This window comes from Duganella qianjiadongensis, assembly GCF_009857915.1.
In the GTDB taxonomy this organism is placed as follows: Bacteria; Pseudomonadota; Gammaproteobacteria; order Burkholderiales; family Burkholderiaceae_D; genus Rugamonas; species Rugamonas qianjiadongensis.
The window spans coordinates 173240-195767 of record NZ_WWCM01000003.1 but is presented as its reverse complement, the minus strand read 5'-3'; the positions used below and the strand labels follow the sequence as shown (position 1 = coordinate 195767).

Below are 22528 nucleotides of genomic sequence, written 5' to 3'. Positions count from 1 at the left end.
GATTAGTGACTTTCCTTGTTAGCTTGTTGCGATCCAATCAAATGCTGCACGACCCGCTCCATTTTCATGAAACGGGAGCCCTTGATTAATACGGTTGCCTGCGGCGTGACGGCGGCATCGACTGCCGCAATCAGATCGCCGATTTGTTCAAAATGACGCACTGCTCCGCCATGCATGTGGCGGGCCAGTTCGCCCGTTACCAGCACCTGTTCGATGCCTTTCATTTGCGCGTAAGCGCTAATCTCTTGGTGGAACTCGCGGCCCAGACTGCCCACTTCGCCCATATCACCGAGCACCAGCACGCGCGGCGCGCTGGCCTTGGCCAGCACTTCGATAGCGGCGCGCACCGAATCCGGATTGGCGTTGTAGCTATCGTCGATCACCAGCGCGCCATTGCTGGCGGTCTTACGCTGCAGGCGGCCGCTGACCGGCGCAAAAGTATCCAGACCATATTTGATCTGTTCCAGCGCGATGCCGGCCGCATAGGTACAGGCCACAGCAGCGAGCGCATTGAGCACGTTATGCACACCGGCAGCCTGCAGGTTGACGAAGAACTGCTGTGCCTCACCCTCGCCTTCCTGCACAGTGATGAACATCTCGCTGCCGAAATCACTGGCGCGGAAACTGCAACGCACTTCGGCCCCCTTGTCCAGTCCGAAGCGCAGCACGCGGCGGCTGCCTGCCAGCTGCTGCCAGATAGGCGAATACTGGTCGCCAAACGGGAACACGGCCACGCCGTCGGCAGGCAAGCTAGCCAGCACGGCGCCGTTCTCGTGCGCCACGGCTTCCACCGTGTGCATGAATTCCTGATGCTCGCGCTGGGCGTTGTTCACCATGGCGATGGTGGGCGCAGCGATGGCACTCAGGCGGGCGATTTCGCCCGGATGGTTCATGCCCAGTTCCACCACGGCGGACTGCTGCTTCGCTTCCATGCGGAACAGCGTCAGCGGCACACCGATTTCGTTATTCAGATTGCCGCGCGTGGCGAGGCGGCCTGCTTCGCCATGAGCAGCGGCCAGTATCGAGGCGATCATTTCCTTGACCGTGGTCTTGCCGTTGCTGCCGGTGACCGCAATCACCGGCATGGCGAACTGGCTGCGCCAGTAGTTGGCGATCTGGCCCAGCGCCACCAGCGTGTCCGGCACTACCAGTGCCGGCAAGGTCCAGCCCTCAGGCAGTTCTTCTACCACTACCGCTGCGGCGCCCTTTTCGGCCACTTGCGCCAGGAACTTATGCGCATCGAATACTTCGCCGCGCAGGGCGACAAACAGCGAACCGGCGGCCACACTGCGGCTGTCGGTCGAAACACCGTTGAACGCAACTTCGCCGGCAACATCGTTGACCAGCGTGGCGCCCGTCAGTGCAGGCAGAATCTGTGCGAGTACAGCGCGCATTAATTCGGCCTCATCATGGTTAACCGTGCCGACAGCGCCAGCTGGGCGTGGTCAGCGTCGGAGAATGGCAGCTTCTTGCCCTTGATTTCCTGATACGGCTCGTGGCCTTTACCGGCCAGCAGTATCACGTCCGTTTTGGCAGCATGCTTGATGGCCGACAGAATCGCGGCGGCACGGTCGGCCTGCTGCTGCACGGTCGATGCCGGATTTGCCAGATCCATCCCGGCCACGATCTGGGCAATGATGGCTTGCGGATCTTCGCTACGCGGATTGTCGCTGGTGACCAGCACATGGTCGGCAATCTGGGCGATTCTCCCCATCTGCGGACGCTTGCCCGGATCGCGGTCGCCGCCGCAGCCGAACACGCACCACAGCTGGCCGGCGCGGTCGCTAGCCACGCTGCGCAGCGCCAGCAGAGTTTTTTCCAGTGCATCAGGCGTATGGGCGTAATCGATCACGATCAGCGGAGCATCCTGCCCGCCTACCTGCTGCATGCGGCCGGGAGCAGCCTGCAGACCTTCCACCGCTTCGATGGCAGCACGCAGGCCCAGTCCTTTGGCCAGCAGCGCGCCCATCACACCGAGTGCATTGCTGATATTGAAGTGGCCCACCAGCTGGGTCTTGATCAGCGCCGCACCCAGTGCGCACTCCAGATGGAATTCCGTGCCGCCGCTGCGGCCGGAACGCAGCTGGCTGGCGCGCAGCATCAGCACGCCGTCGATATCGGGCTGGCTGGCGGCGTCCTGCAGGGTGTAGCCGATCAGCGGAATGGCACCGACCAGCGGCCCCTTGGCCTTCAGGCTGTTCATCAGACGCAGACCGGCTGCATCATCGAGATTGATCACGGCAGTTTTCAGGCCGGGCCAGTCGAACAGGCGCGCCTTGGCGGCCTCGTAGGCGTCCATGGTGCCGTGGTAATCAAGGTGGTCGCGCGTCAGGTTGGTAAACAGCGCCACGTCGAAATGCATGCCCGAGACCCGGCCCTGCTCCAGCGCGTGCGACGACACTTCGATTGCCAGCGCGGCAGCGCCCTGCTGGCGCAGCTGCGCCAGCGTACGGCCCAGCAGCACGGCGTCCGGCGTGGTGTAGCCGGTGGCTTCGAACTCGGCTTCGCCGCGGGCGCGGAACATGCCCACGCCCAGCGTGCCTACCACGGCGGTCAGCTCGCCAGCACGCGACAGCGCCTGGCCTAGCCAGACAGCACTGGACGTTTTGCCATTGGTGCCGGTCACGCCCACGGTGAACATGCCAGCATCGGGCTGTTCGTAGTAGGCGTGCACGATGGCGCCAGCCTGCTGCTTCAATTGTTCTACCGTGATGTACGGTACCTTCCAGCTGGCGTTCCAGCTGAAGCCTGCGGGGTCGAGCACGATCAGGGCGGCACCCTGTTCGATCGCGCCTTCGATGAAGTTGCGGCCATCAGCGGCATCACCGCTGGCGGCTGCAAAAGCAAAGAATACGTCGCCCAGCTTGATGCGGCGCGAATCCGATGCCAGCTGGGCAGCGGGCGCCAGCTTGCGGATGGTCGCGGCGATGGCTTGTACGTCTGCCATGGGGGCGAAGTTATAAGTCGTCACATTTTCTCCTGTGCTGCTTTATCAGGAATGATGATATGGGTGAGGGTCGAATCCGGCGTGATGTTCTTAGCACGCAGGGCGTTGGCTGCCAGCTCCGAGAAAACCGGACCTGCCACGTCGCCGCCGACGTGCACCGGACCACCCGGTTCGTCGATCATCACGGCGATGATGAAACGCGGATTCGTCATCGGCGCCATGCCGACGAAGTTACCGATGTATTTGGACTGCGAATAGCGGCCGTTGACCACCTTCTGGGCGGTACCGGTCTTGCCGCCAACGCGGTAGCCGGGCACCTGCGCTTTGACGGCCGAGCCACCGGGCTGTGTCACCATTTCCAGCATCTCGCGCATCTGCGCTGCGGTTTTCGGGCTGATCACCTGAGTGCCGTGCGGCGCTTCATGCACTTTCTGGAACGACAGCGGAATGATATCGCCGTCACGCGCAAAGATCATGTAGGCACGGGCCAGCTGGATCAGCGATACCGAGATACCCTGACCGAAGCTCATGTTCGCCTGCTCCACCGGACGCCACGATTTATAAGGACGCACGCGGCCGGCCACGGCGCCGGGGAAGCCCCATTTGGGCTGCTGGCCGAAACCGACCTTGGTGAACATTTCCCACATATCCTGCGACGGCATGCCCAGCGCGATCTTGGAAGTGCCGATATTCGACGACTTCTGGATAATGGTCTGCACATCGATCACGAAGTGCGGGTGGGTGTCGTGGATTACGTGGTCGGCTATCACCATCGAGCCGTTGCCGGTGTCGAACATGGTGTGCGGCGTGATGCGTTTTTCTTCCAGCGCCAGACCGACGGTGAATGGCTTCAGCGACGAGCCGGGTTCGAAGGTGTCGGTCATCACGCGGTTACGCAGCTGCTCGCCGGTCAGCTTGGAACGGTCGTTGGGGTTGTAGGTTGGCCAGTTGGCCAGCGCCAGCACCTCACCCGTGTGCACGTCGAGCACCACGGCGGCACCGGCCTTGGCGTGGAATTTCTCCACCGCGTCCTTTACCTGCGTAAAAGCGATGTACTGGATCTTGCTGTCGATCGACAGCGTCAGGTCCTTGCCGTCGTGGGGCTCGCGCACCGACTGGATATCTTCCACGATGCGGCCCAGACGGTCCTTGATGACGCGGCGGCTGCCCGGCTGGCCCACCAGATTCTTCTGCTGCGCCAGCTCCATCGATTCCTGACCGACGTCTTCCACATTGGTGAAGCCCACCACGTGGGTGGTTACCTCACCCTGCGGATAGTAGCGCTTGTATTCTTTACGGGTCTGTATGCCTTCCAGCCCCAGCTTGGCGATCTGCTCGGCCACTTCCGGCTCTACCTGACGTTTCAGATAGACGAAGCTGCGGTCCGAATCGAGTTTTTTCTGCAGTTCGGCATCGCTGATTTCTAGCAGGCGCGCCAGCTCTTTCAGCTTGGCCTTGGGCGCATTCTGCAAATCGTCGGGAATCGCCCAGATGGCTTTCACCGGCAGCGAGGAAGCCAGCACCTGACCGTCACGGTCAGTGATCTTGCCGCGCGTAGCCGGCAGGTCGATGGTACGGGCATAGCGGATTTCACCCTGCTTCTGCAGGAACTGGGTGGACAGCCCCTGCAGCCACAGTGCACGGCCAGCCAGTGCGGCAAAGGCAGCAAACAATACGAACAGCACCACGCGCGAGCGCCAGACCGGCAGACGCACTGCCAGCACGGGGCTCTTGGAGAATGGCACGCCTTTAGCGGCGGCCACGCGCGACGAGTTCAGATTGCTGCCGCGGCTCATTTCGATCCTTCCGGCGTCAGATACTGCGTGCGTGCTGCCGTCAGCGGCGTCATATTCAGTTCGCGCCGGGCGATTTCTTCGATACGGGCGTGCTTGCCCAGCGTCGACTGGTCGAGCTGCAGCTGGGCCCATTCGATATCGAGCTGGCGCGCCTGCGACTGGCTGCGCTCCAGTTCGATAAACAGGTGGCGCGCCTGATACTGGGCGTTCACCAGCGACAGGCCGCAGCCTACCAGCAGAGCCGTCAGCACCAGATTGATCTTGCCGCTCATGCCACCCCCTTCACTGCCGGCGGCAGACGGCGGGCAACCCGCATCACGGCGGAACGGGCGCGCGGGTTGTCGCCCACTTCGGCATCGGACGGCTTGATCTTGGCCAGCAGCTTGAGTTCCGGCTGCGGCAGATCGACAGCGCGGATCGGCAGGCGGCGGTCCGGCTGCTCGACATTGGCCTTGGCGGCGAGGAAGCGCTTGACCATGCGGTCTTCCAGCGAGTGGAAGCTGATGATGGCCATGATGCCGCCCGGCGCCAGACTGGCCCAGGCCTGATTTAGCCCGGTCTCGAGGTCTTCAAGCTCTTTATTGATGAAAATCCGGATAGCTTGAAAAGTACGGGTGGCCGGATCCTTGCCCTTTTCCCGAGTCTTGACCGCGCCTGCCACGATGCCGGCAAGCTGTCGTGTGCTTGAAATTGGCTCGACTGCCCGGCGAGCAACAATCGCCTTTGCAATCTGAAAAGCAAACCGTTCTTCCCCATATTCTCTAATCACCTTTTCCAGTGTCTGTTCGGATTCTGTGGCTAGCCACTCGGCCGCCGACAGGCCGCGCGTGGTATCCATGCGCATGTCGAGCGGACCATCATTGCGGAAACTGAAACCGCGTGAAGCATCATCCACCTGAGGCGAGGAGATGCCGAGATCGAGCAAAATGCCATCCACGGCGTTCACGCCGCGCTGAACCAGCGCGTCATGCATGGTGGCGAAGCTGTCGTGCACGATAGTGAAGCGGCTGTCCTGCACCTGCTCCGCCGTGGCGATAGCCTGCAAATCCTTATCGAAAGCGATCAGACGGCCGCTGGCGCCAAGGCGCGACAGGATCAGGCGCGAGTGGCCGCCACGACCAAAGGTGCCGTCCACATACACGCCGTCGGCGCGTGCGCCAGCCAGTTCGAGTGCGTCTACCGCTTCGTTAAGCAGCACCGTACGATGCTGAAATTCCGGCACCGATGTCATTGTCATCCCAGTGCCTTAGAAAGAGAAATTAGCCAGAACATCAGGGGTGCCAGCTTCCAGAGCCTGCTGCTCTTTCTCGGCCATCTTGGCGGCATCCCAGATTTCGAAATGCGTCCCCATACCCATCATCATGACCTCGCGCTCGATACCGGCAGCAGCGCGCAGTTCCGGCGACACCAGAATGCGGCCCGCCGTGTCGAGTTCGACGTCGGTGGCATAACCGAGGAAGATGCGTTGCCAGGCGCGGGCCTGCATAGGCCAGGCGGCAATCTGCTGGCGGTGCTGTTCCCACACAGGGCGGGGAAATAACATGACGCAGCCATCAGGGTGACGGGTGAGCGTGAGGCGGCCTTCGCACTGGATCGCAAGCGCGTCACGATACTTGGCAGGGATAGCCATCCTGCCTTTCGCATCGAGATTGATTGCAGACGCACCTTGAAACACGGAATACCTCACTTGGGTTAGCGGCGCGTGGTCAGTGGTCTATTCTGGTTCGATTTCCCCCGCCGCTAAGTCGGGTGAAATTTCCCACAAAATGACACTTTTCCACACATGTGCCCACTTTAGAGGATGGCTGATCCGTGGTCAAGCGGTTTCAGGCAATCGAAACACCGATTTTAGTAATGAAATTAAGGACTTAGCGCAATTCCTTGAAGCCCAGTAGAAATAAAATAATCAGCCAAATTAAGCACTTATGCCAGAGAGTGAAAGTGCTACTTCACGTATGCACATGGGTTTCTGGCGAAATTGCTATACTGAATTAATTGCATATAGTTGCAACACGACAACATGGCAGTGCCAAATGAGCAACAGCGCGGAGGGGTAGAAATCGCCCCGATCAGGCGGGAATAGACAGAGATAGGGACAGATAGAGGGTAGCTGACGACAGCTGTATGATAGCGCATCCGGGCGCCGGAGCGGTAACTCCGGCGCCGTCCCCGGCAATGAGGGACGGCGGCGAGATCAGAGGGTCAGACTTGCGCAGCCTTGCCCCGTTGAGCGATCTCCCGATTCAGTGCCACTCCCAGCGGATCGGTCATGGCATTGATGAAATCCTTAGAATTGTTCCGAGGTAGACCGACGCCAGCCCCCTCGAGCACTAACAGCGTGTCCAGAGAAAATGCCACCCTCATAGCATCGTTGCGGGTCTGCACTAACTCTTCCAGCGCCTCGCTGGACAGGGCTTGCAGCATTTTTTCCGCCTGCTGCTCGGACTTGCATTCGGCAAAAGCTGCTTCAAACTTGGACACAGCAACTTCCCACATTTTGCTGTGTTGCTTGGGCGAGAGTTTGAATCCTTCCGCCACCTGCATGGAACGATTAAGCTGGCTCGACTCACCGTCTGGGTGGGAAACCTGCACGGGCACGAGTTTGGCTTCAAATCGCCCCGGCAGCAGGCTGTTCAGCCGTGCGCAGGCACGCTCGCGGCGGGCCGTGGCGCCACTCAGCGCCACCTTCGCCCTGCCGAACAGACTCAACGTGGCGCGTGGTCGGTAGAGCGGAACATTACGCACGGAAGGCGCTACAGCAGTGCTCAGCAATTCCGATCTTAAACCGGCAAAAGTTTTTCTATCGAAAAAGCTACGAATAGACGCAGGCGGCTGCTTAAAAGTGCGGGCAATTGAAATAGTCATAATAGGCTAGGCAAACAGAATAAGGAAGAAGACAGCGGTTCCTCATTTGGGTAACCCGCAGCATCAATTAGTTCCGCCCTGCTGAAGTCACCGCCGGCATAGGCCGGCGGACTCAGGCCGGCTGCACCCAGCCCCGCGAGCGCTCCACCGCGCGCTGCCACTGACCCAGCAGTTCCAGCCGGCGCTGCTCCGCCATGGCCGGCTCGAAGCGCCGTTCGCAGCGCCACTGGGCGCGGATTTCGTCCTGCGTCTCCCAGTAACCCACCGCCAGTCCGGCCAGATAGGCCGCTCCCAGCGCCGTAGTTTCCGTCACGGTAGGCCGGATCACGGGCACGCCCAGCAGATCGGCCTGGAACTGCATCAGCATATTGTTACAGGCAGCGCCGCCGTCGGCCCGCACCTCCGCCAGCGGAATCTGGCGCTGCGCTGCCGCCACATCCTTCTGCATGGCGGCCATCAGCTCGGCGCTCTGGTAGGCAATCGCTTCCAGCGCGGCGCGCGCAATGTGACCACGGTTGCTGCCCCGGCTCAGTCCCACCAGCGTGCCGCGCGCATACGGGTCCCAGTGCGGCGCGCCGAGGCCGACAAACGCCGGCACCATATACACACCGCCGCTATCGGGCACGCTGGCCGCCAGCGCTTCCACTTCGGAGGATTTGCTGATGATGCCCAGCCCGTCGCGCAGCCACTGCACGGTAGCGCCGCCCATGAACACGCTGCCTTCGAGCAGATAGTCGGTAGCGCCATCGACACGCCAGCCCACCGTGGTCAGCAAACGGTTGTGCGTAGCCACCGGATGGCGTCCCAGATGCATCAGCATGAAACAGCCGGTGCCATAGGTATTTTTCACCATGCCGGGAGTCATGCAGGCCTGGCCGAAAGTGGCAGCCTGCTGATCACCGGCGATGCCGGCGACAGGGATTTCCGCGCCAAACAGGGCAGCGTGGGTCTTGCCCACTTCTTCGCTGGACGAAACCACTTGCGGCAGCAGCTGCTCGGGAATATCGAACAGATGCAACAAGTCGCTATCCCAGCGCATCAGGTGTATGTTGAACAGCATGGTGCGCGAGGCATTGCTCACATCCGTCACATGCTGGCCGGTCAGCTTGAAAGTCAGCCAGCTATCGATGGTGCCGAAAGCCAGCGCGCCATGCCGGGCCCGCTCGCGCGCACCGGGCACATGGTCGAGCAGCCATTTGAGCTTGGTGGCGGAAAAATAGGCATCGAGTTCCAGCCCCGAGGTATCGGCAATCAGCTTCGCCTTGCCGGCCTCGCGCAAGTGCTGGCACAGGTCGGCCGTGCGGCGGTCCTGCCAGACGATGGCCGGCGCGATCGGCTCGCCGCTCTTGCGGTCCCACACCAGCGTGGTTTCGCGCTGGTTGGCAATGCCGATAGCGGCGATCTGCGCGCCGCTCACGCCGCTCTCGTGCAGCACTTTGCGCGCTACCGTGAGCTGGCTGTTCCAGATTTCGTTGGGGTCGTGCTCTACCCAGCCGGACTGGGGAAAGTGCTGGGGGAATTCCTGCGCGGCGCTGGCGCAGATCTGCCCCGCGCGATCAAACAGGATAGCGCGCGAGCTGGTCGTGCCCTGATCGAGGGCCAGTATGTAGTGTTTCATCGGCATCGTCCCCGTCGGCGTCGTGCTGCACGCCGACGGCGCTCCAGCCGCGCACTGTAAATTAGTTGAAGCAAGCCGATAGGCCGGATTTTGTTACGGCACAGGCGAACCTGCGCTATGACAGCCATTCCTCTAGGCGCTGGATTACTCCAGCGCTCAAGCTTCCTACCCGCACGCTCCGCGAGCCACATCATCGCGTGCCTATTTGGAATTGCACCAGGTGGAGGTTACCGCGTTTCACCGTAACTTAATACGCTCGTCTCTGTGGCCCTATTCCTCGCCTTATACCCCTGCACCACACCAGTACAAGTACCGGTAAGGCACAGCAGGCTTTCAACGGACGGCCGTTAACCGTCACCCCGCTCTATGGAGTCCGGACCTTCCTCCCGCCAGGCATTACGCGCTGGCCAGCGGCTGTCTGGCTTGCTTCGGGCGCTATTGTACCAGTTGCGCCCCCGCCCACACCAGACGGCAGCCCGCGTGCCAGAAATCTGAAATTTGGTGTCGCCATTAGAAAAGCCGCGGTATGGAGCGCGCCGTAGAATGGCTGACATCCTGAAACCCGTTTGATCCACAAGACCAATAAGGCAAATAATGACACTACCATCCCGCACTGGCGGCCAGATTCTGGTCGATGCCCTGAAGATCCACGGCGTAGACACAGCTTTCGGCGTACCCGGCGAAAGCTATCTGGACGTGCTCGATGCCCTGCACGACTCCGGCATCCGTTTCATTATCAACCGGCAGGAAGGCGGCGCCGCCTTCATGGCCGATGCCTACGGCAAGATGACGGGCAAACCCGGCATCTGCTTTGTCACCCGTGGTCCCGGCGCTACCAATGCCTCGATCGGCGTGCATACGGCGTTTCAGGACTCTACCCCGATGATTCTGTTCATCGGCCAGGTGGGCAATGATTTCATCGACCGCGAAGCTTTCCAGGAAATCGACTACCGCCGCATGTATGGCCAGATGGCCAAGTGGGTGGCGCAGATCGACCGCGCCGAGCGTGTACCCGAATATATCGCCCGCGCTTTCCAGGTCGCTACCAGCGGCCGCCCCGGCCCGGTGGTGCTGGCCCTGCCGGAAGACATGCTGACGGCCGTCGCCAGCGTGGCCGATACGGGCTGCTACCAGCCGGTGCAGGCCTCCCCCGCCGCCAGCCAGATCGAACAATTGCGTACGCTGCTGTCCGGCGCCAAAAAGCCGCTGGTACTGCTCGGTGGCGGCGGCTGGAATCCGGCCGCCTGCGCCGATCTGCAGCGCTTTGCCGAAGCCAACCACCTGCCCGTGGCCTGCGCCTTCCGCTTCCAGGACCTGCTCGACAATGCCCACCCCCATTACGTAGGCGACGTGGGCATAGGCATCAATCCGAAACTGGCGGCACGCGTGCGTGAAGCCGATGTACTGATCGCCATCGGCCCCCGTCTGGGCGAAATGACCACCGGCGGCTACAGTCTGATCGAAGCCCCGGTGCCGCGCCAGCAGCTGGTGCATGTGCATGCCGACGCCGAAGAACTGGGCAGCGTGTATCAGGCCCGGCTGATGATCAACAGCGGCATGCCGCAGATCGCCAGCATGCTGGCCGCCATGGCGCCGGTCGACAGCAGCGCATGGCGCGACAGTGTTTCTGCCGCCAGAGCCGATCTGGCCGCATGGCAGCAGCAGCCGCCCATCTTCCAGGACGGCAAAGCGCCGCTTGATCTGTGGCAGCTGGTGCAGCAGCTCGACCAGCTCACCCCGGCCAACACCATCATCACCAATGGTGCTGGCAACTACGCTACCTGGGCACACCGCTTCCACCGCTACGGCGGCATGCGCACCCAGCTCGCTCCTACCAGCGGCGCCATGGGCTATAGCGTACCGGCCGGGGTGGCGGCAAAAATCATCGATCCCGATCGCACCGTGATCACCTTTGCCGGTGACGGCGAATACATGATGAACGGGCAGGAGCTAGCCACCGCCGTGCAGTACCGCGCCGGTGTGGTCATCATCGTGTTCAACAACGGTATGTTCGGCACCATCCGCATGCATCAGGAACTGCACTATCCGGGCCGCGTCTCGGGCACCCAGCTGCACAATCCGGACTTTGCCGCGCTGGCGGCAGCCTATGGCGGCCATGGTGAAGTGGTGGAAACCACGGCGGGGTTTGCGCCGGCACTGGAGCGTTCGCTGGCATTTGCGCGCAGCCAGAATCTGCCGGCAGTGATCGAACTGCGCTATGACGGCAACCTGATTACGCCGGGCGCCACGCTGGAAACCATACGCAACAACGCATTGCAGGCTAAAAAGGGGAAATAAGTCGTCTGGGCAGCGCTCTAGCCCAGGCTGGCAGTGGTGCGGCCAGCCTCGATTTTCTGCAGCGGCGCCGCCGGTTGCGGCGGTGCCGCGGGCGTTTCAGGCGGGGACGGCTCCGGCTCGGCCGGTGCCGATTTCATGGGCGGGCAGACCCGGCATACGCCGGCCTGACGGCCAAAGTCACTCACCCGCAGCAGCTTCATGGGCATTTTCGCATCATTACAGTAGCTGCCATCGAGCACCAGCGCCTTGCCATCCTCGCTCAGCGTGCCGCGTATGGTGCGCTCTTCCTCGTCGGGCGGCTGCACCGTGAAATAGAACTGGCGGCCACGCGGATCGATCACCACATCGCTGGCCACCACCGGCCAGCTCAGGCCACCAGCCGTGTATTCATATAACACCGTATCGACTTCGGCAAAGCGCTGCAGCGTAATGCGCTGGCCGCCAAATTCGCCATTCTCGGAACTGACGCACAGATCGGAAAACACCAGCATGCCGTAGCGCGGCAGCACCTGCGCAGCCGGCTTGCGCGCCAGCTTGGGCGCCGCCAGTACGGCAAACGAGGCCAATATCAGGGAACCGGCAAGCGAACTGGCAAAGAGAACCCGGCGCGAGCGCATCATGGTAGCGGCTTTCGACAAAAATAAACGAGGGCGGAAATGAACAACGGCTGCACTAGGCAGCCGTTGATGATTCTACCTGATCAGATCAGATTAGAACGAGTGACGTACGCCCACGTTGAAGGCTTTGTCACCGGTACCGGCTTCGCTGTTGTTACCAACAGTGTAGCTAGCGCCGTTTTTGTTTTTGATCTTAGCGTACGAAACGTAGGTGCTGGTGCGTTTCGACAGAGCGTAGGAGTAACCCACTGCCCACTGATCAGCGTCGTGGTTTGCAGCTTCTTTGTCGTTCTTACGGGTGTACGAAGCCATCAGGGTGCCTGCTGGGCCAACTGGTGCGGTCAGGCCGATCAGAGCAACGCTGCTGTCCTTCGACGCTACTGGAGCGACGGTGTAGCCGAATGGGTTGCTGGTGTTAGCCAGAGCCGAGCTGTTGGTGCCCTTGTCTTTGCTGAAAGCAGCGTAAGCTTTAACAACTGCGAAGTCGTAGTTAGCGGCGATCAGGGTGTTGTGGCCTACGTCGGTGCTCAGTTTCGAAGCTGGCACGTCGTTGTTACGTGCATTGTAAGCAACGCGCACGTTCAGAGGACCGTTAGCGTAGCCAACGTAGCCGCCGATCTGACGCTGTGCCGATGCATCGCCAGCTTGCTCGCCAACGCTGTACGAAACTTCGCCCTGGAAGCCTTCCACTACTGGCGACTGGTAAACGATGGCGTTGCTGTTACGGGTGTTGTTGCCAGCCACGCCGAACAGGTTTTTAGCAGTACCAGCGTAGCCCATTGCGAATGGATCTGCTACGTCACGTACGGACTCGTAGTAAGGGGTGTACTGGCGACCCAGTGTCAGCTGACCAGCGGTGGTCGATTTCAGACCAACGTAGGATTGACGGTTAGCGATCGAACCAGCAACGTCGGATTCGCCGGTGTCAGCTTTGATGCCCGATTCCAGCACGAAGACAGCGCTCAGACCACCGCCCAGATCTTCCGTACCTTTGAAGCCCAGACGGGAGGCTGCGCCTACGCCGCTGGAAACTTTGGTGGTGTTGGCAACGCCGCCGCGCTCGCTCACCAGACCGGCATCAACGATACCGTAGATGGTGACGTTCGATTGGGCGAAGGCTGCAGCGCTGGTTGCGCTCAGAACGGCCAAGGCGATAAGGGATTTTTTCATAACGTGTTTCCTTCAGTTGTGTTGCTGTAAATAGGTAAAGCTAGTATTACGGCATGTTCGGTGCTTATCGACGTCGCTTCAGACGTCGTGTATTTGTGAGGGCAAACTCCCCAGCTGCCACTATGCTCCGCGGGATACGCGAGGCGTTCACTTAAATGCGGCCGATACGGTCGCCGCTGGCTTTATCGCAGCGCGCTTGCGCGCCGGAGGCGGCACTATACTGATGCTTTGCTTGTCTATCAAGAGTCACATGGGCAAGATTGCCGTTTGTTACTCTTGGCAGAATTTCAAAACGCCAGCATTCTACCGCATCGCAATATTTCCTGCCTTTAGAACCAACTAGCCCGGATTTTCCGCCCGATTTCTTTATTCCAGACTGCCCTGCCCTCGCGGGACGGACAGCATTGTCGGACCAAGTGAAAATAGCTATGTTTGCTATTAACCATGACATTTTATACCGGAGCCGGCAGACAACAGCCTCAACTAATTGGTAATAAGCTTACAACTCCGCAGAAAATTCGGCGATTTCAACGGCGAAATATCGCACAATGCCAACTATATGCATGAAAAAACCTCATATTGCTCAATTAAATTCAGCCTCCCCTGCAAGCTGCTGCGTCGCATCAGCAATTTGTAAGTAATTGCTACTTGTCACAATTACGCAACATTACCATCGAAAAAGATTGCGGAAATTTAAAATTCATGCAGAACAAGTCAATTTCAGCAGAAAAGTCAGCGCTAAAAACAACGGTTTCCCCTTCCGGGACAACATTTCCTAAGAAAAATATTTTGTCTATGACAAAATTTCCTCCAGCGACGGAATCACATATTTCATTCTGGCTGTCTGGGACATGTCGTGGACAAGCTGTTTTCTCCATGCACGAACAGACAAGCTGCTGGCTGCGTGCCATACTTGCGCTCATAAATCGAATGTAGAATGCAGGTCGCGTTATCCGGCGTGACCGTGCGCGTTGTGCACCCGGACCCTGTGCCAACCCTTGCAGCCAATAAAAAACTGGCCGCTGTAGCCTGATGATTAATAAAGAAAATACACCACTAGCACTGAGCACAATTAGTGACGTGGAACGCGACACCGGCGTTGCCAAGGAGACTTTACGAGTGTGGGAGCGCCGTTACGCCTTCCCGCAGCCTCTGCGCGACCCCAATGGCGAACGGATCTACCCGCCGGATCAGGTGCAGAAGCTGCGTCTGGTCAAACGGCTGATCGATCTCGGCTATCGTCCCAGCAAAATCATCCAGCACAGTAGCGAAGAACTGAAAGCACTGACCGGCCAGGCCGCCGTCGTCAAAACCACGAGCGTGCCCCCGCCCGAACTGCAGAGCTATATCGACCTCTGCAAGAGCCACCAGATGGAAGCACTGCGCCGCAAGCTGTCGCAGGCACTGCTGATGATGGGGCTGAAAAGCTTTGTGATCGATCTGGTTGCGCCGCTCACCTCGCTGGTGGGCGAAGCCTGGGCCAGCGGCATCCTCGCCACCTTCGAAGAACATCTGTACACCGAATCGCTGACCGTAGTGATGCGCAGCGCCATCTTCGCCATGCCCCAGGCGAACGGCAACAGCCATGGTGCGCCGCGCATCATGCTGACCACGCTGCCGCAGGAACGCCACGGTCTGGGCCTGCTGATGGCCGAAGCCATGTGCGTGGCCGAAGGCGCGCACTGCATCTCGCTAGGCGTGCAGACCCCGCTGATCGACATCGTCGAAGCGGCACAGGCCCAGCGCGTCGACATCATCGCCCTGTCATTCTCGGTCGCCATGAACGCACGCCAGGCGCTCGACGGTCTGGCCGAGCTGAACAATCGTCTGGGCGGCCAGACGGAACTGTGGGCCGGCGGCAGCAATGTCGCCCTGAAACGCCGCCGCCCACCATATGTCCGCGTGTTCGCCCTGCACGAATTGCAGGCTGCCATTGCCGACTGGCGCCAGCGTACTAGCCGCTAATCGCCGCGGCCATGCAGTAGGGCTCTGGTAGAATAAGCGTTTCCTAGTGGCTGGCCACGCCAGCCTCCGCTTGAAGCGCCCGTAACCACCTGCCCATGTTTAGTTTCTTCAAGAAAAAAACCGTCACGCCTCCCGAGGCCGCTACTCCTGCTGCCGCGCCTGCTGCGGCGCCTGCCACTCCCGTCAGCGCTGCGCCTGCTGCCGCGCCACTGCTGGTTGAAGAACCGGCGCCGCGCCAGTCGTGGATGGCGCGCCTGAAAGCGGGCCTGTCCAAGACTTCCTCCAACCTGTCCATCCTGTTCGTCGGCGCCAAGATCGATGACGATCTGTATGACGAACTGGAAGCGGCCCTGCTGATGTCCGACGCCGGGGTGGAAGCCACCGAATACCTGCTTACCGCACTGAAACAGAAGGTCAAGCAGGACAAGCTGCTCGATGCCGCCGCCGTCAAAGCTGCGCTGAAACAGCTGCTGGTGGAACTGCTGCTGCCGCTGCAGCGTCCGTTCGAGCTGGGACGCCATCAGCCCATGGTGATGATGATTGCCGGCGTGAATGGCGCTGGCAAGACCACCACCATCGGCAAGCTGGCCAAGCATATGCAGACCCACCACCAGTCGGTGCTGCTGGCCGCAGGCGACACCTTCCGCGCCGCCGCGCGCGAACAGCTGATGGTATGGGGCCAGCGCAATAACATCACGGTGATTTCGCAGGCCTCCGGCGATCCGGCCGCTGTGGCCTTCGATGCCGTGCAGTCCGGCAAAGCCCGGGGCCACGATGTGGTGATGGTCGATACGGCCGGCCGCCTGCCGACCCAGCTGCACCTGATGGAAGAGCTGAAAAAAGTCCAGCGCGTGCTGGGCAAGGGCATGGAAGGCGCGCCCCATGAAACGCTGCTGGTGATTGATGGCAATACCGGGCAGAATGCACTGGCGCAGGTAAAAGCCTTTGACGATGCGCTGCATCTGACCGGGCTGGTCATTACCAAGCTCGATGGCACGGCCAAGGGCGGCGTGCTGGCCGCGATTGCCCGCGTGCGTCCGGTGCCGGTGTATTTCATCGGCATAGGCGAGAAGATAGAGGATCTGCAGCCCTTCGTGGCGGCCGAATTTGTCGATGCTTTACTGGGTGAATGACCGGATAACCGTTCCATGATCGAATTCCGCAACGTTTCCAAACAATATTCCACCGATACTTACGCCCTGCACGATGTGTCCTTCACGGTGGCCAAGGGCGAGCTGGTGTTTCTGGCCGGCCCTTCCGGCGCCGGCAAGTCCACCCTGCTGAAAATGATCGCTGCCATCGAGCGTCCCAGCAGCGGCCAGGTGCTGATCAACGGCGCCGATATTGCGCGCATCCGTCCGGCCGCAATTCCTTCGCTGCGGCGCAATCTGGGCCTGATCTTCCAGCAGCAGCGCCTGCTCACCGACCGCAGCATCCTGGCCAATGTGATGCTGCCCCTGCTGGTGGCGGGCGCCGCGCACAAGGAAGCGGAAACCCGCGCCCGTGCCGCGCTCGACAAGGTGGGACTGGCCGAGCGCGCCGATGCCCAGCCGCTATCGCTCTCCGGTGGCGAGCAGCAGCGCGTGTCGATCGCGCGCGCCATCGTCAACCGTCCCCAGCTGATACTGGCCGATGAACCCACGGCCAATCTGGACCGGGTCAGCGCCAACCGCGTGCTGGATGCTCTCAAGGCCTTCAATTCGGTCGGCGTGACCTGCATTATTTCCAGCCACGACGAACAGATGCTCGATGCAGCCGCGCGCGTGATCCATCTCAATCAAGGCCAACTGGAGGTAGCCGCATGACTAACTGGTTACGCCAGCACCGTTACGCTCTGGGCGCAGCCCTGCTGCACCTGCGCCGCTCGCCCGGCGGTTTCCTGTTCAATATTCTGGTGGTGGCCATCGCGCTGGCGCTGCCGTTTGCCGGCGTCACCCTGCTCGACAATGTGCGCCCCATGTCGGAGCAGCTCTCGGTCGATCCCGAAGTCAGCGTATTCCTGCGTCAGGATACGCCGCGCGAACAGGCCCAGGCACTGGCCTCCTCGCTGCGCCAGACCGTCAAGGACAAGCAGGCCAAGATTATCTTCACCCCGCGCGAAAAGGCGCTGGACCAGCTGCGCGACAAGAACGGACTGGCCGATGTGCTGACCACGCTGGGCGAAAACCCCCTGCCCGATAGCTATGTCATCAAGATCGATGCCTTCCGCAATGCCCAGGCTGGCGGTGATGTGGACCAGCTGGCCGAACAGCTCCGCACCCTGCCCGGAGTCGAATCGGTACAGGTCGACTCGGCCTGGGTCAAACGTCTGGCTGCCCTGATCAATGTGCTGCGCATGGCCCTGCTGATCCTGGCCGCCACGCTGGGTACGGTGGTGGTGGCCGTGATCTTCAATACCATCCGCCTGCAGGTGCTGACCCAGCGCGAAGAAATTCAGGTCTGCAAGCTGATCGGCGCCACCGACAACTTCATCCACCGCCCCTTCTTCTACACCGGCGCCCTGCTGGGCCTGTGCGCCGGCGGTGTGGCGCTGGGCGCCGTAGCGCTGGCGCTGCGCCCGCTGAATCAGGCGATCGCCGAATTTGCCCGGCTGTATGCCTCGGAATTCCAGCTGACTCCGTTGCCGCCGCTAGCCATGGCCGGCCTGCTGGCCCTCTCGGCCGGCCTCGGCCTGCTGGGCGCCATGCTGTCCGTGCAGCGCCATCTGGCGCGCATGAATTAAGCCTTCCGCTAGCGTCCGTGCGGCCCCGCACGGACGCTACGCCCCTCCGGCACTACCCTTCCCTGTATTAAGCCCAGCCTAAGTTGCAAGGCGCACTCTGTGCCTATTACCTGACGCTGGCTATAGCTTTTTTGCTATCAATGCGATAGATTTGCAGTGATTGGCACTCAACGACAGAGAGTGCTAATATATATCGACTGCAGAGCAAATTCAGTTCTCTACAGCGACAAAGTAATAATTTTTGCTAAGACGCACTCACCACTAAGGAAAAAATATGCCTACGATGTCCGCACCGAATGCTCTGGTACCGGTCACCAATCGCGCCTTGGGACTGGGATTTACTGGTAATCTGGGCAATATCGATGCCTATATTTCGGCCGTCAACCGTCTGCCGATGCTGAGCCATGACGAGGAAACCTCCCTCGCCAAGCGTCTGAAAGAACACAACGATCTGGCTGCCGCACAGGAGCTGGTGCTGTCGCACCTGCGTCTGGTGGTGTCGATCGCGCGCGGCTATCTGGGCTACGGCCTGCCGCACGCCGACCTGATTCAGGAAGGCAACATCGGCCTGATGAAGGCCGTCAAACGCTTCGATCCCGATCAGGGCGTGCGGCTGGTGTCCTACGCCATGCACTGGATTAAAGCCGAGATGCACGAGTACATCCTGAAGAACTGGCGTCTGGTCAAAGTGGCCACCACCAAGGCCCAGCGCAAGCTGTTCTTCAACCTGCGCAGCCACAAAACCGGTCTCGATGCCATGAGCCCGGCCCAGATCGACCAGCTGGCGCAGACGCTGGATGTGAAGCGCGAAGAAGTGATCGAGATGGAAACCCGTCTAAGCGGTCGCGATATCGCACTGGAATCGCCCAGCGACGACGAAGACGACAAGTTCGCGCCTATCGCCTACCTGTCCTCGGAAGCCAGCGAGCCGACCCGCGTGCTGGAAGCCAAACAGGTCAACCGGCTGCATTCGGAAGGACTGGAACAGGCACTGGCCCAGCTCGATGCCCGCTCGCGCCGCATCGTCGAAGCGCGCTGGCTAGCCAATGATGACGGCAGCGGTGCCACGCTGCATGAACTGGCGGAAGAATTCGGCGTTTCCGCCGAACGCATCCGCCAGATCGAAGTGGCGGCGCTGAAAAAAATGAAAGCTGCGCTGGCCAAATACCAGTAAACCAGCCCGGCACCGCCAGACAGCCGCCGCTCACCGCGCGCGGCTGTTTTTTTTCGTTGCAGCGCACGCTAGTGTCTGGCGTGCGCCCCATCTATAGACTTTTTGTTAAGCTGATCGTGTGTTGCGCCACATGATGGCCTTCGTTCGAAGTTTCGAGGTATTACCATGAAAACCAGCATACTCCGGCAGCTCGTCATCCTGCCTCTGCTGATTGCCAGCATGGCGCTGCTGTATGCCTGTAGCAGCGCGTTCGGGCGTGCCGGTGCAGAGCCCCCCGCCGTCACCCGCAATATCGTGCTGACCCAGGGTGCCAGCGTAGCTCTGGCGGCGACAGCCAGCAGCAACCATGCTGCCGCCCAGCTCAGGCTGGAGCGCGTCAACGATAGCCGCTGCCGCGCCGGCACCGTGTGCGTATGGGCTGGCTACATCAGCTACAGCTTTGTGCTGACGGGGCAGGATGGCAGCACCAGCCAGTTTGTACTGTCCGAAAACATGCCCAATGCCCGCGCCAGCATCACGGAACAGGGCTGGACCATTACCCTGACGGGGCTGGAACCACAGGCGGCCCCGGCAAAAGATGAAATCGCGCCAGATTATCGGGTAAGCTTGAGGGTGAGCAACGCACCTTCATCCTAACCCGAGTAAGCGCCCATGACCCAGCTCCGCCAGCCCACCCTGTCCTTCCTTGTTTCCACCACCTTCATCACCACGCTGACCATCAGCTTCACCGCGCCAACGGCCGCCTGGGCCAAAGCGCCTGTGGCTACCGGCACGGGTGGCGCTGTAGCCACCATCAGCGAACCGGCCTCGCAGGCAGCCATTACCATCCTGAACAAGGGCGGCAATGCCATCGATGCGGCCGTTGCCGCTGCGGCCACGCTGGGCGTGACCGATCCGTTCAGCTGCGGCATAGGCGGTGGCGGCCTGATGGTCATCTATCTGGCCAAGGACAAGCGCGTGATCACCATCGATCACCGCGAAACGGCGCCGGCCAGCTTCAGCCCTACTGTATTCCAGCAGGATGGCAAGCCGCTAGACTACGACACCGCCATCGCCAGCGGCATGTCGGTCGGCGTGCCGGGTACGGTACGGGGCTGGCACGAAGCCCTGCAGCGCTATGGCAGCATGTCGTTTGCACAGGTGCTGGCACCGGCCATAGGCGTAGCCAGCAAAGGCTTTACCGTGAATGCCAACTTCAGCCACCTGATCGACGAAAACCTCGGCAAATTCAAACTATTCCCCGCCACGGCGGCGCTATATATGAAGGATGGCAAAGCACTGCCGCCCGGCACCCTGCTGCGCAATCCCGATCTGGCCAAGGCCTACCGCGAACTGGCCAGCGGCGGCATCAGGACTTTTTATGAAGGCAAACTGGGCCGCGCCGTGGTGGCCGCTGTCAACCAGCCGCCCGTCGCCCCCGGCGTACAGGTACGTGCCGGCAACATGAGCATGGCCGACCTGGCCAATTACGAAGTGCGCATCCGCCAGCCCATCCACAGCACCTACCGTGGCTACGACCTGTACGGCATGGCCCTGCCCAGCAGCGGCGGCATTGCGATTGCCGAAGCGCTCAATATTCTGGAAGGCTACGACCTGAAAGCCCTGCCACGCGCTCAGGCCGAACACCTGTATCTGGAAGCGAGCCGGCTGGCCTTCGCCGACCGCAATGCCTATCTGGCCGATCCCGAATTCGTCGACGCGCCCGTGGCCGGTTTGCTGAGCAAGGAATATGCCGCGCGCCGCCGCGAACTGATCAACCCGCAGCAGGCCAGCCCCCATGCCGATGCCGGTGATCCTTATCCGTTCCAGAACGATGTCAGTGTGCCGCTGCGTCCGCGCAGCAACAAGCTGCTGGCCGAAGGCGCCCACACCACCCACCTGACCGTGGCTGACAAGGAAGGCAACATCGTTTCCTACACCTACACCATCGAATCGTGGGGCGGCAGCGGCATCGTGGTGCCCGGCTATGGCTTCCTGCTGAATAATGAAATGACCGACTTCGACTTCTCCGGCCCGGCACCGAACGTGCCGGAAGCGGGCAAGCGGCCCCGTTCCAGCATGTCGCCCACCATCGCTTTCCGCAACGGCAAACCGGCCTTCACCATCGGCAGCCCGGGCGGCGCCACCATCATCACCACAGTGCTGCAGACCATGGTCAACTACCTCGATCTGGGCATGAGCATGCCGGACGCGCTGAACGCACCGCGTCTGTCCGAACGCAACGGCATGACTACCGATGTAGAGCCGGGCTTTGCCGGCACGGCACAGGCGCAAGCTCTGGAAAAACTGGGCCAGCGCTGGGGCCAGCCGGAAGAAATCGGCGCGGCCAACGCGCTGGTGTTCAATCCCGATGGCACGGTGACGGCCGTGAGCGAAGGCAAGCGCCACGGTATAGGCAGCGCCATGGTGCAGAAGAGCGCCCACTAGCACGGCACAGCCGGCATCAGGTGCGCGTCACCTGATGCGCCCGCGTGGCGGCACCGCCACACTAAGCCATGTTTAAGATAGAGCTAACACACTGACAACTTCACCACTCGGGAGTTGCCATGAAAAACTGGATACGCGCCAATAAAGGCTTTGTCATGTTTGTTATGCTGTTCGGCATCTTCCGCACAGCCGTGGCCGACTGGAACCCGATACCCTCCGCCTCCATGCACCCCAACCTGCTCGAAGGCGATGTAGTCTTCGTCAACCGGCTGGCCTACAACGTCAAAGTACCGCTGACCGATATCGTGCTGGGCCACACAGGCGAACCGCAGCGCGGCGACATCGTCACCTTCTCTTCGCCAACCGACGGCACACGACTGATCAAGCGCGTCATCGCCCTGCCCGGCGACCGCGTGGAAATGCGCAATGAGCGGCTGGTCATCAACGGACAGGCGGCCGACTACGATGGCGTGGTGCGCACCGCCGACCACATCAAAGGCGTGGGCGAACTGACCGCACTGCAAGTGGCCGAGAAAATCGACGGCGGCCGCCCGCACACCATCCAGATTTTGCCGCAGGTACAGGCGCGGCGCGATATGGCAGCACTGGTGGTGCCAGCCGACCAGTACCTGATGCTGGGCGATAACCGCGACAACAGCGCCGATTCGCGCTACATCGGCATGGTGCCGCGTGCCCTGCTGATCGGCCGCGCCGAACGCGTGCTGGCCTCGGCCGACATTCAGGGCAACTGGCTGCCGCGCACGGAACGCTTCGGCATGAGCCTGTATCCGCTACGCTAAGGCCTGCCGGCTGGCAAGGTAGCCGGCCCCATACGCCGCTACTCGCCGCTACTCGCCGCTGCCCGGCAATGTTATGATGCATAGCATCTTTTTAACATTGCCGGATTCGTCAAGAGCGAACGGCGCGCG

Annotated in this window: 20 protein-coding genes and 1 other RNA gene; 9 read left to right on the top strand and 12 right to left on the bottom strand. The window is 61.0% G+C overall.

Annotation, left to right across the window (positions count from 1 at the left end):
• Positions 1–2: 2 nt before the first annotated feature.
• From GTP27_RS06565 to rnpB, 9 genes are all read right to left on the bottom strand, one after another.
• The gene (locus tag GTP27_RS06565; RefSeq protein ID WP_161038380.1) at positions 3–1394 is read right to left on the bottom strand and encodes a UDP-N-acetylmuramoyl-tripeptide--D-alanyl-D-alanine ligase; all 1392 of its coding nucleotides are present in this window, start codon (positions 1392–1394) and stop codon (positions 3–5) included.
• A complete protein-coding gene (locus tag GTP27_RS06560; protein ID WP_161038551.1) occupies positions 1394–2947 on the bottom strand; it encodes a UDP-N-acetylmuramoyl-L-alanyl-D-glutamate--2,6-diaminopimelate ligase in 1554 nt (517 codons plus the stop codon). The genes GTP27_RS06565 and GTP27_RS06560 overlap by 1 nt, the downstream gene beginning before the upstream one ends.
• A 20-nt stretch (positions 2948–2967) precedes the next feature.
• Positions 2968–4743, bottom strand: a complete 1776-nt coding sequence (locus GTP27_RS06555; RefSeq protein WP_161038379.1) for a peptidoglycan D,D-transpeptidase FtsI family protein — start codon at positions 4741–4743, stop codon at positions 2968–2970.
• On the bottom strand, positions 4740–5015 hold the full coding sequence (ftsL, locus tag GTP27_RS06550) for a cell division protein FtsL (RefSeq protein WP_161038378.1): 276 nt from the start codon (positions 5013–5015) through the stop codon (positions 4740–4742). Before ftsL ends, GTP27_RS06555 begins: the two co-directional genes overlap by 4 nt.
• Positions 5012–5980, bottom strand: coding sequence for a 16S rRNA (cytosine(1402)-N(4))-methyltransferase RsmH (gene rsmH, locus GTP27_RS06545; RefSeq protein ID WP_161038377.1), 969 nt, complete (start codon positions 5978–5980; stop codon positions 5012–5014). Before rsmH ends, ftsL begins: the two co-directional genes overlap by 4 nt.
• A 9-nt stretch (positions 5981–5989) precedes the next feature.
• On the bottom strand, positions 5990–6418 hold the full coding sequence (mraZ, locus tag GTP27_RS06540; RefSeq protein WP_161038376.1) for a division/cell wall cluster transcriptional repressor MraZ: 429 nt from the start codon (positions 6416–6418) through the stop codon (positions 5990–5992).
• A gap of 527 nt (positions 6419–6945) precedes the next feature.
• Entirely contained in the window at positions 6946–7608 is a 663-nt protein-coding gene (locus GTP27_RS06535) for a hypothetical protein (RefSeq protein WP_161038375.1), read from the bottom strand.
• Between the two features lie 112 nt (positions 7609–7720).
• Positions 7721–9226 (bottom strand): glycerol kinase GlpK, encoded by a 1506-nt coding sequence (glpK, locus tag GTP27_RS06530; RefSeq protein ID WP_161038374.1) that lies wholly within the window; start codon positions 9224–9226, stop codon positions 7721–7723.
• A gap of 63 nt (positions 9227–9289) precedes the next feature.
• Positions 9290–9656, bottom strand: an RNA gene (gene rnpB, locus GTP27_RS06525) — RNase P RNA component class A.
• A gap of 164 nt (positions 9657–9820) precedes the next feature.
• Between rnpB and GTP27_RS06520 the strand changes: the two genes are divergently transcribed.
• Complete coding sequence (locus GTP27_RS06520; RefSeq protein ID WP_161038373.1) at positions 9821–11524, top strand: thiamine pyrophosphate-binding protein; 1704 nt, start codon at positions 9821–9823, stop codon at positions 11522–11524.
• A 17-nt stretch (positions 11525–11541) separates the two neighbouring features.
• Here GTP27_RS06520 and GTP27_RS06515 read toward each other — a convergent pair whose 3' ends face one another.
• From GTP27_RS06515 to GTP27_RS06505, 3 genes are all read right to left on the bottom strand, one after another.
• Positions 11542–12144, bottom strand: coding sequence for a hypothetical protein (locus GTP27_RS06515; RefSeq protein ID WP_229633474.1), 603 nt, complete (start codon positions 12142–12144; stop codon positions 11542–11544).
• 90 nt (positions 12145–12234) lie between these two features.
• Positions 12235–13311, bottom strand: a complete 1077-nt coding sequence (locus tag GTP27_RS06510) for a porin (RefSeq protein ID WP_161038372.1) — start codon at positions 13309–13311, stop codon at positions 12235–12237.
• Between the two features lie 644 nt (positions 13312–13955).
• On the bottom strand, positions 13956–14222 hold the full coding sequence (locus tag GTP27_RS06505) for a hypothetical protein (protein WP_161038371.1): 267 nt from the start codon (positions 14220–14222) through the stop codon (positions 13956–13958).
• A 169-nt stretch (positions 14223–14391) separates the two neighbouring features.
• Here GTP27_RS06505 and GTP27_RS06500 point away from each other — a divergent pair, with 169 nt between their 5' ends.
• The 8 genes from GTP27_RS06500 to lepB all read left to right on the top strand — a co-directional run bounded on the left by GTP27_RS06500 (position 14392) and on the right by lepB (position 22399).
• Complete coding sequence (locus tag GTP27_RS06500; protein WP_371865891.1) at positions 14392–15276, top strand: MerR family transcriptional regulator; 885 nt, start codon at positions 14392–14394, stop codon at positions 15274–15276.
• A 95-nt stretch (positions 15277–15371) separates the two neighbouring features.
• On the top strand, positions 15372–16409 hold the full coding sequence (gene ftsY, locus GTP27_RS06495; RefSeq protein ID WP_161038369.1) for a signal recognition particle-docking protein FtsY: 1038 nt from the start codon (positions 15372–15374) through the stop codon (positions 16407–16409).
• Between the two features lie 15 nt (positions 16410–16424).
• A complete protein-coding gene (locus tag GTP27_RS06490) occupies positions 16425–17081 on the top strand; it encodes a cell division ATP-binding protein FtsE (protein ID WP_161038368.1) in 657 nt (218 codons plus the stop codon).
• Positions 17078–17998: a permease-like cell division protein FtsX gene (gene ftsX, locus GTP27_RS06485; protein WP_161038367.1), complete on the top strand. Its 921-nt coding sequence runs from the start codon at positions 17078–17080 to the stop codon at positions 17996–17998. The genes GTP27_RS06490 and ftsX overlap by 4 nt, the downstream gene beginning before the upstream one ends.
• 274 nt (positions 17999–18272) lie before the next feature.
• Complete coding sequence (gene rpoH, locus GTP27_RS06480; RefSeq protein WP_161038366.1) at positions 18273–19172, top strand: RNA polymerase sigma factor RpoH; 900 nt, start codon at positions 18273–18275, stop codon at positions 19170–19172.
• A 165-nt stretch (positions 19173–19337) separates the two neighbouring features.
• Positions 19338–19808 carry a hypothetical protein gene (locus GTP27_RS06475; RefSeq protein WP_161038365.1) on the top strand — a complete coding sequence of 157 codons (471 nt, stop codon included), beginning with the start codon at positions 19338–19340 and terminating at the stop codon, positions 19806–19808.
• A 15-nt stretch (positions 19809–19823) separates the two neighbouring features.
• Entirely contained in the window at positions 19824–21599 is a 1776-nt protein-coding gene (ggt, locus tag GTP27_RS06470) for a gamma-glutamyltransferase (protein WP_161038364.1), read from the top strand.
• 119 nt (positions 21600–21718) lie between these two features.
• Positions 21719–22399, top strand: coding sequence for a signal peptidase I (gene lepB / locus GTP27_RS06465; protein ID WP_161038363.1), 681 nt, complete (start codon positions 21719–21721; stop codon positions 22397–22399).
• Positions 22400–22528: the final 129 nt, after the last annotated feature.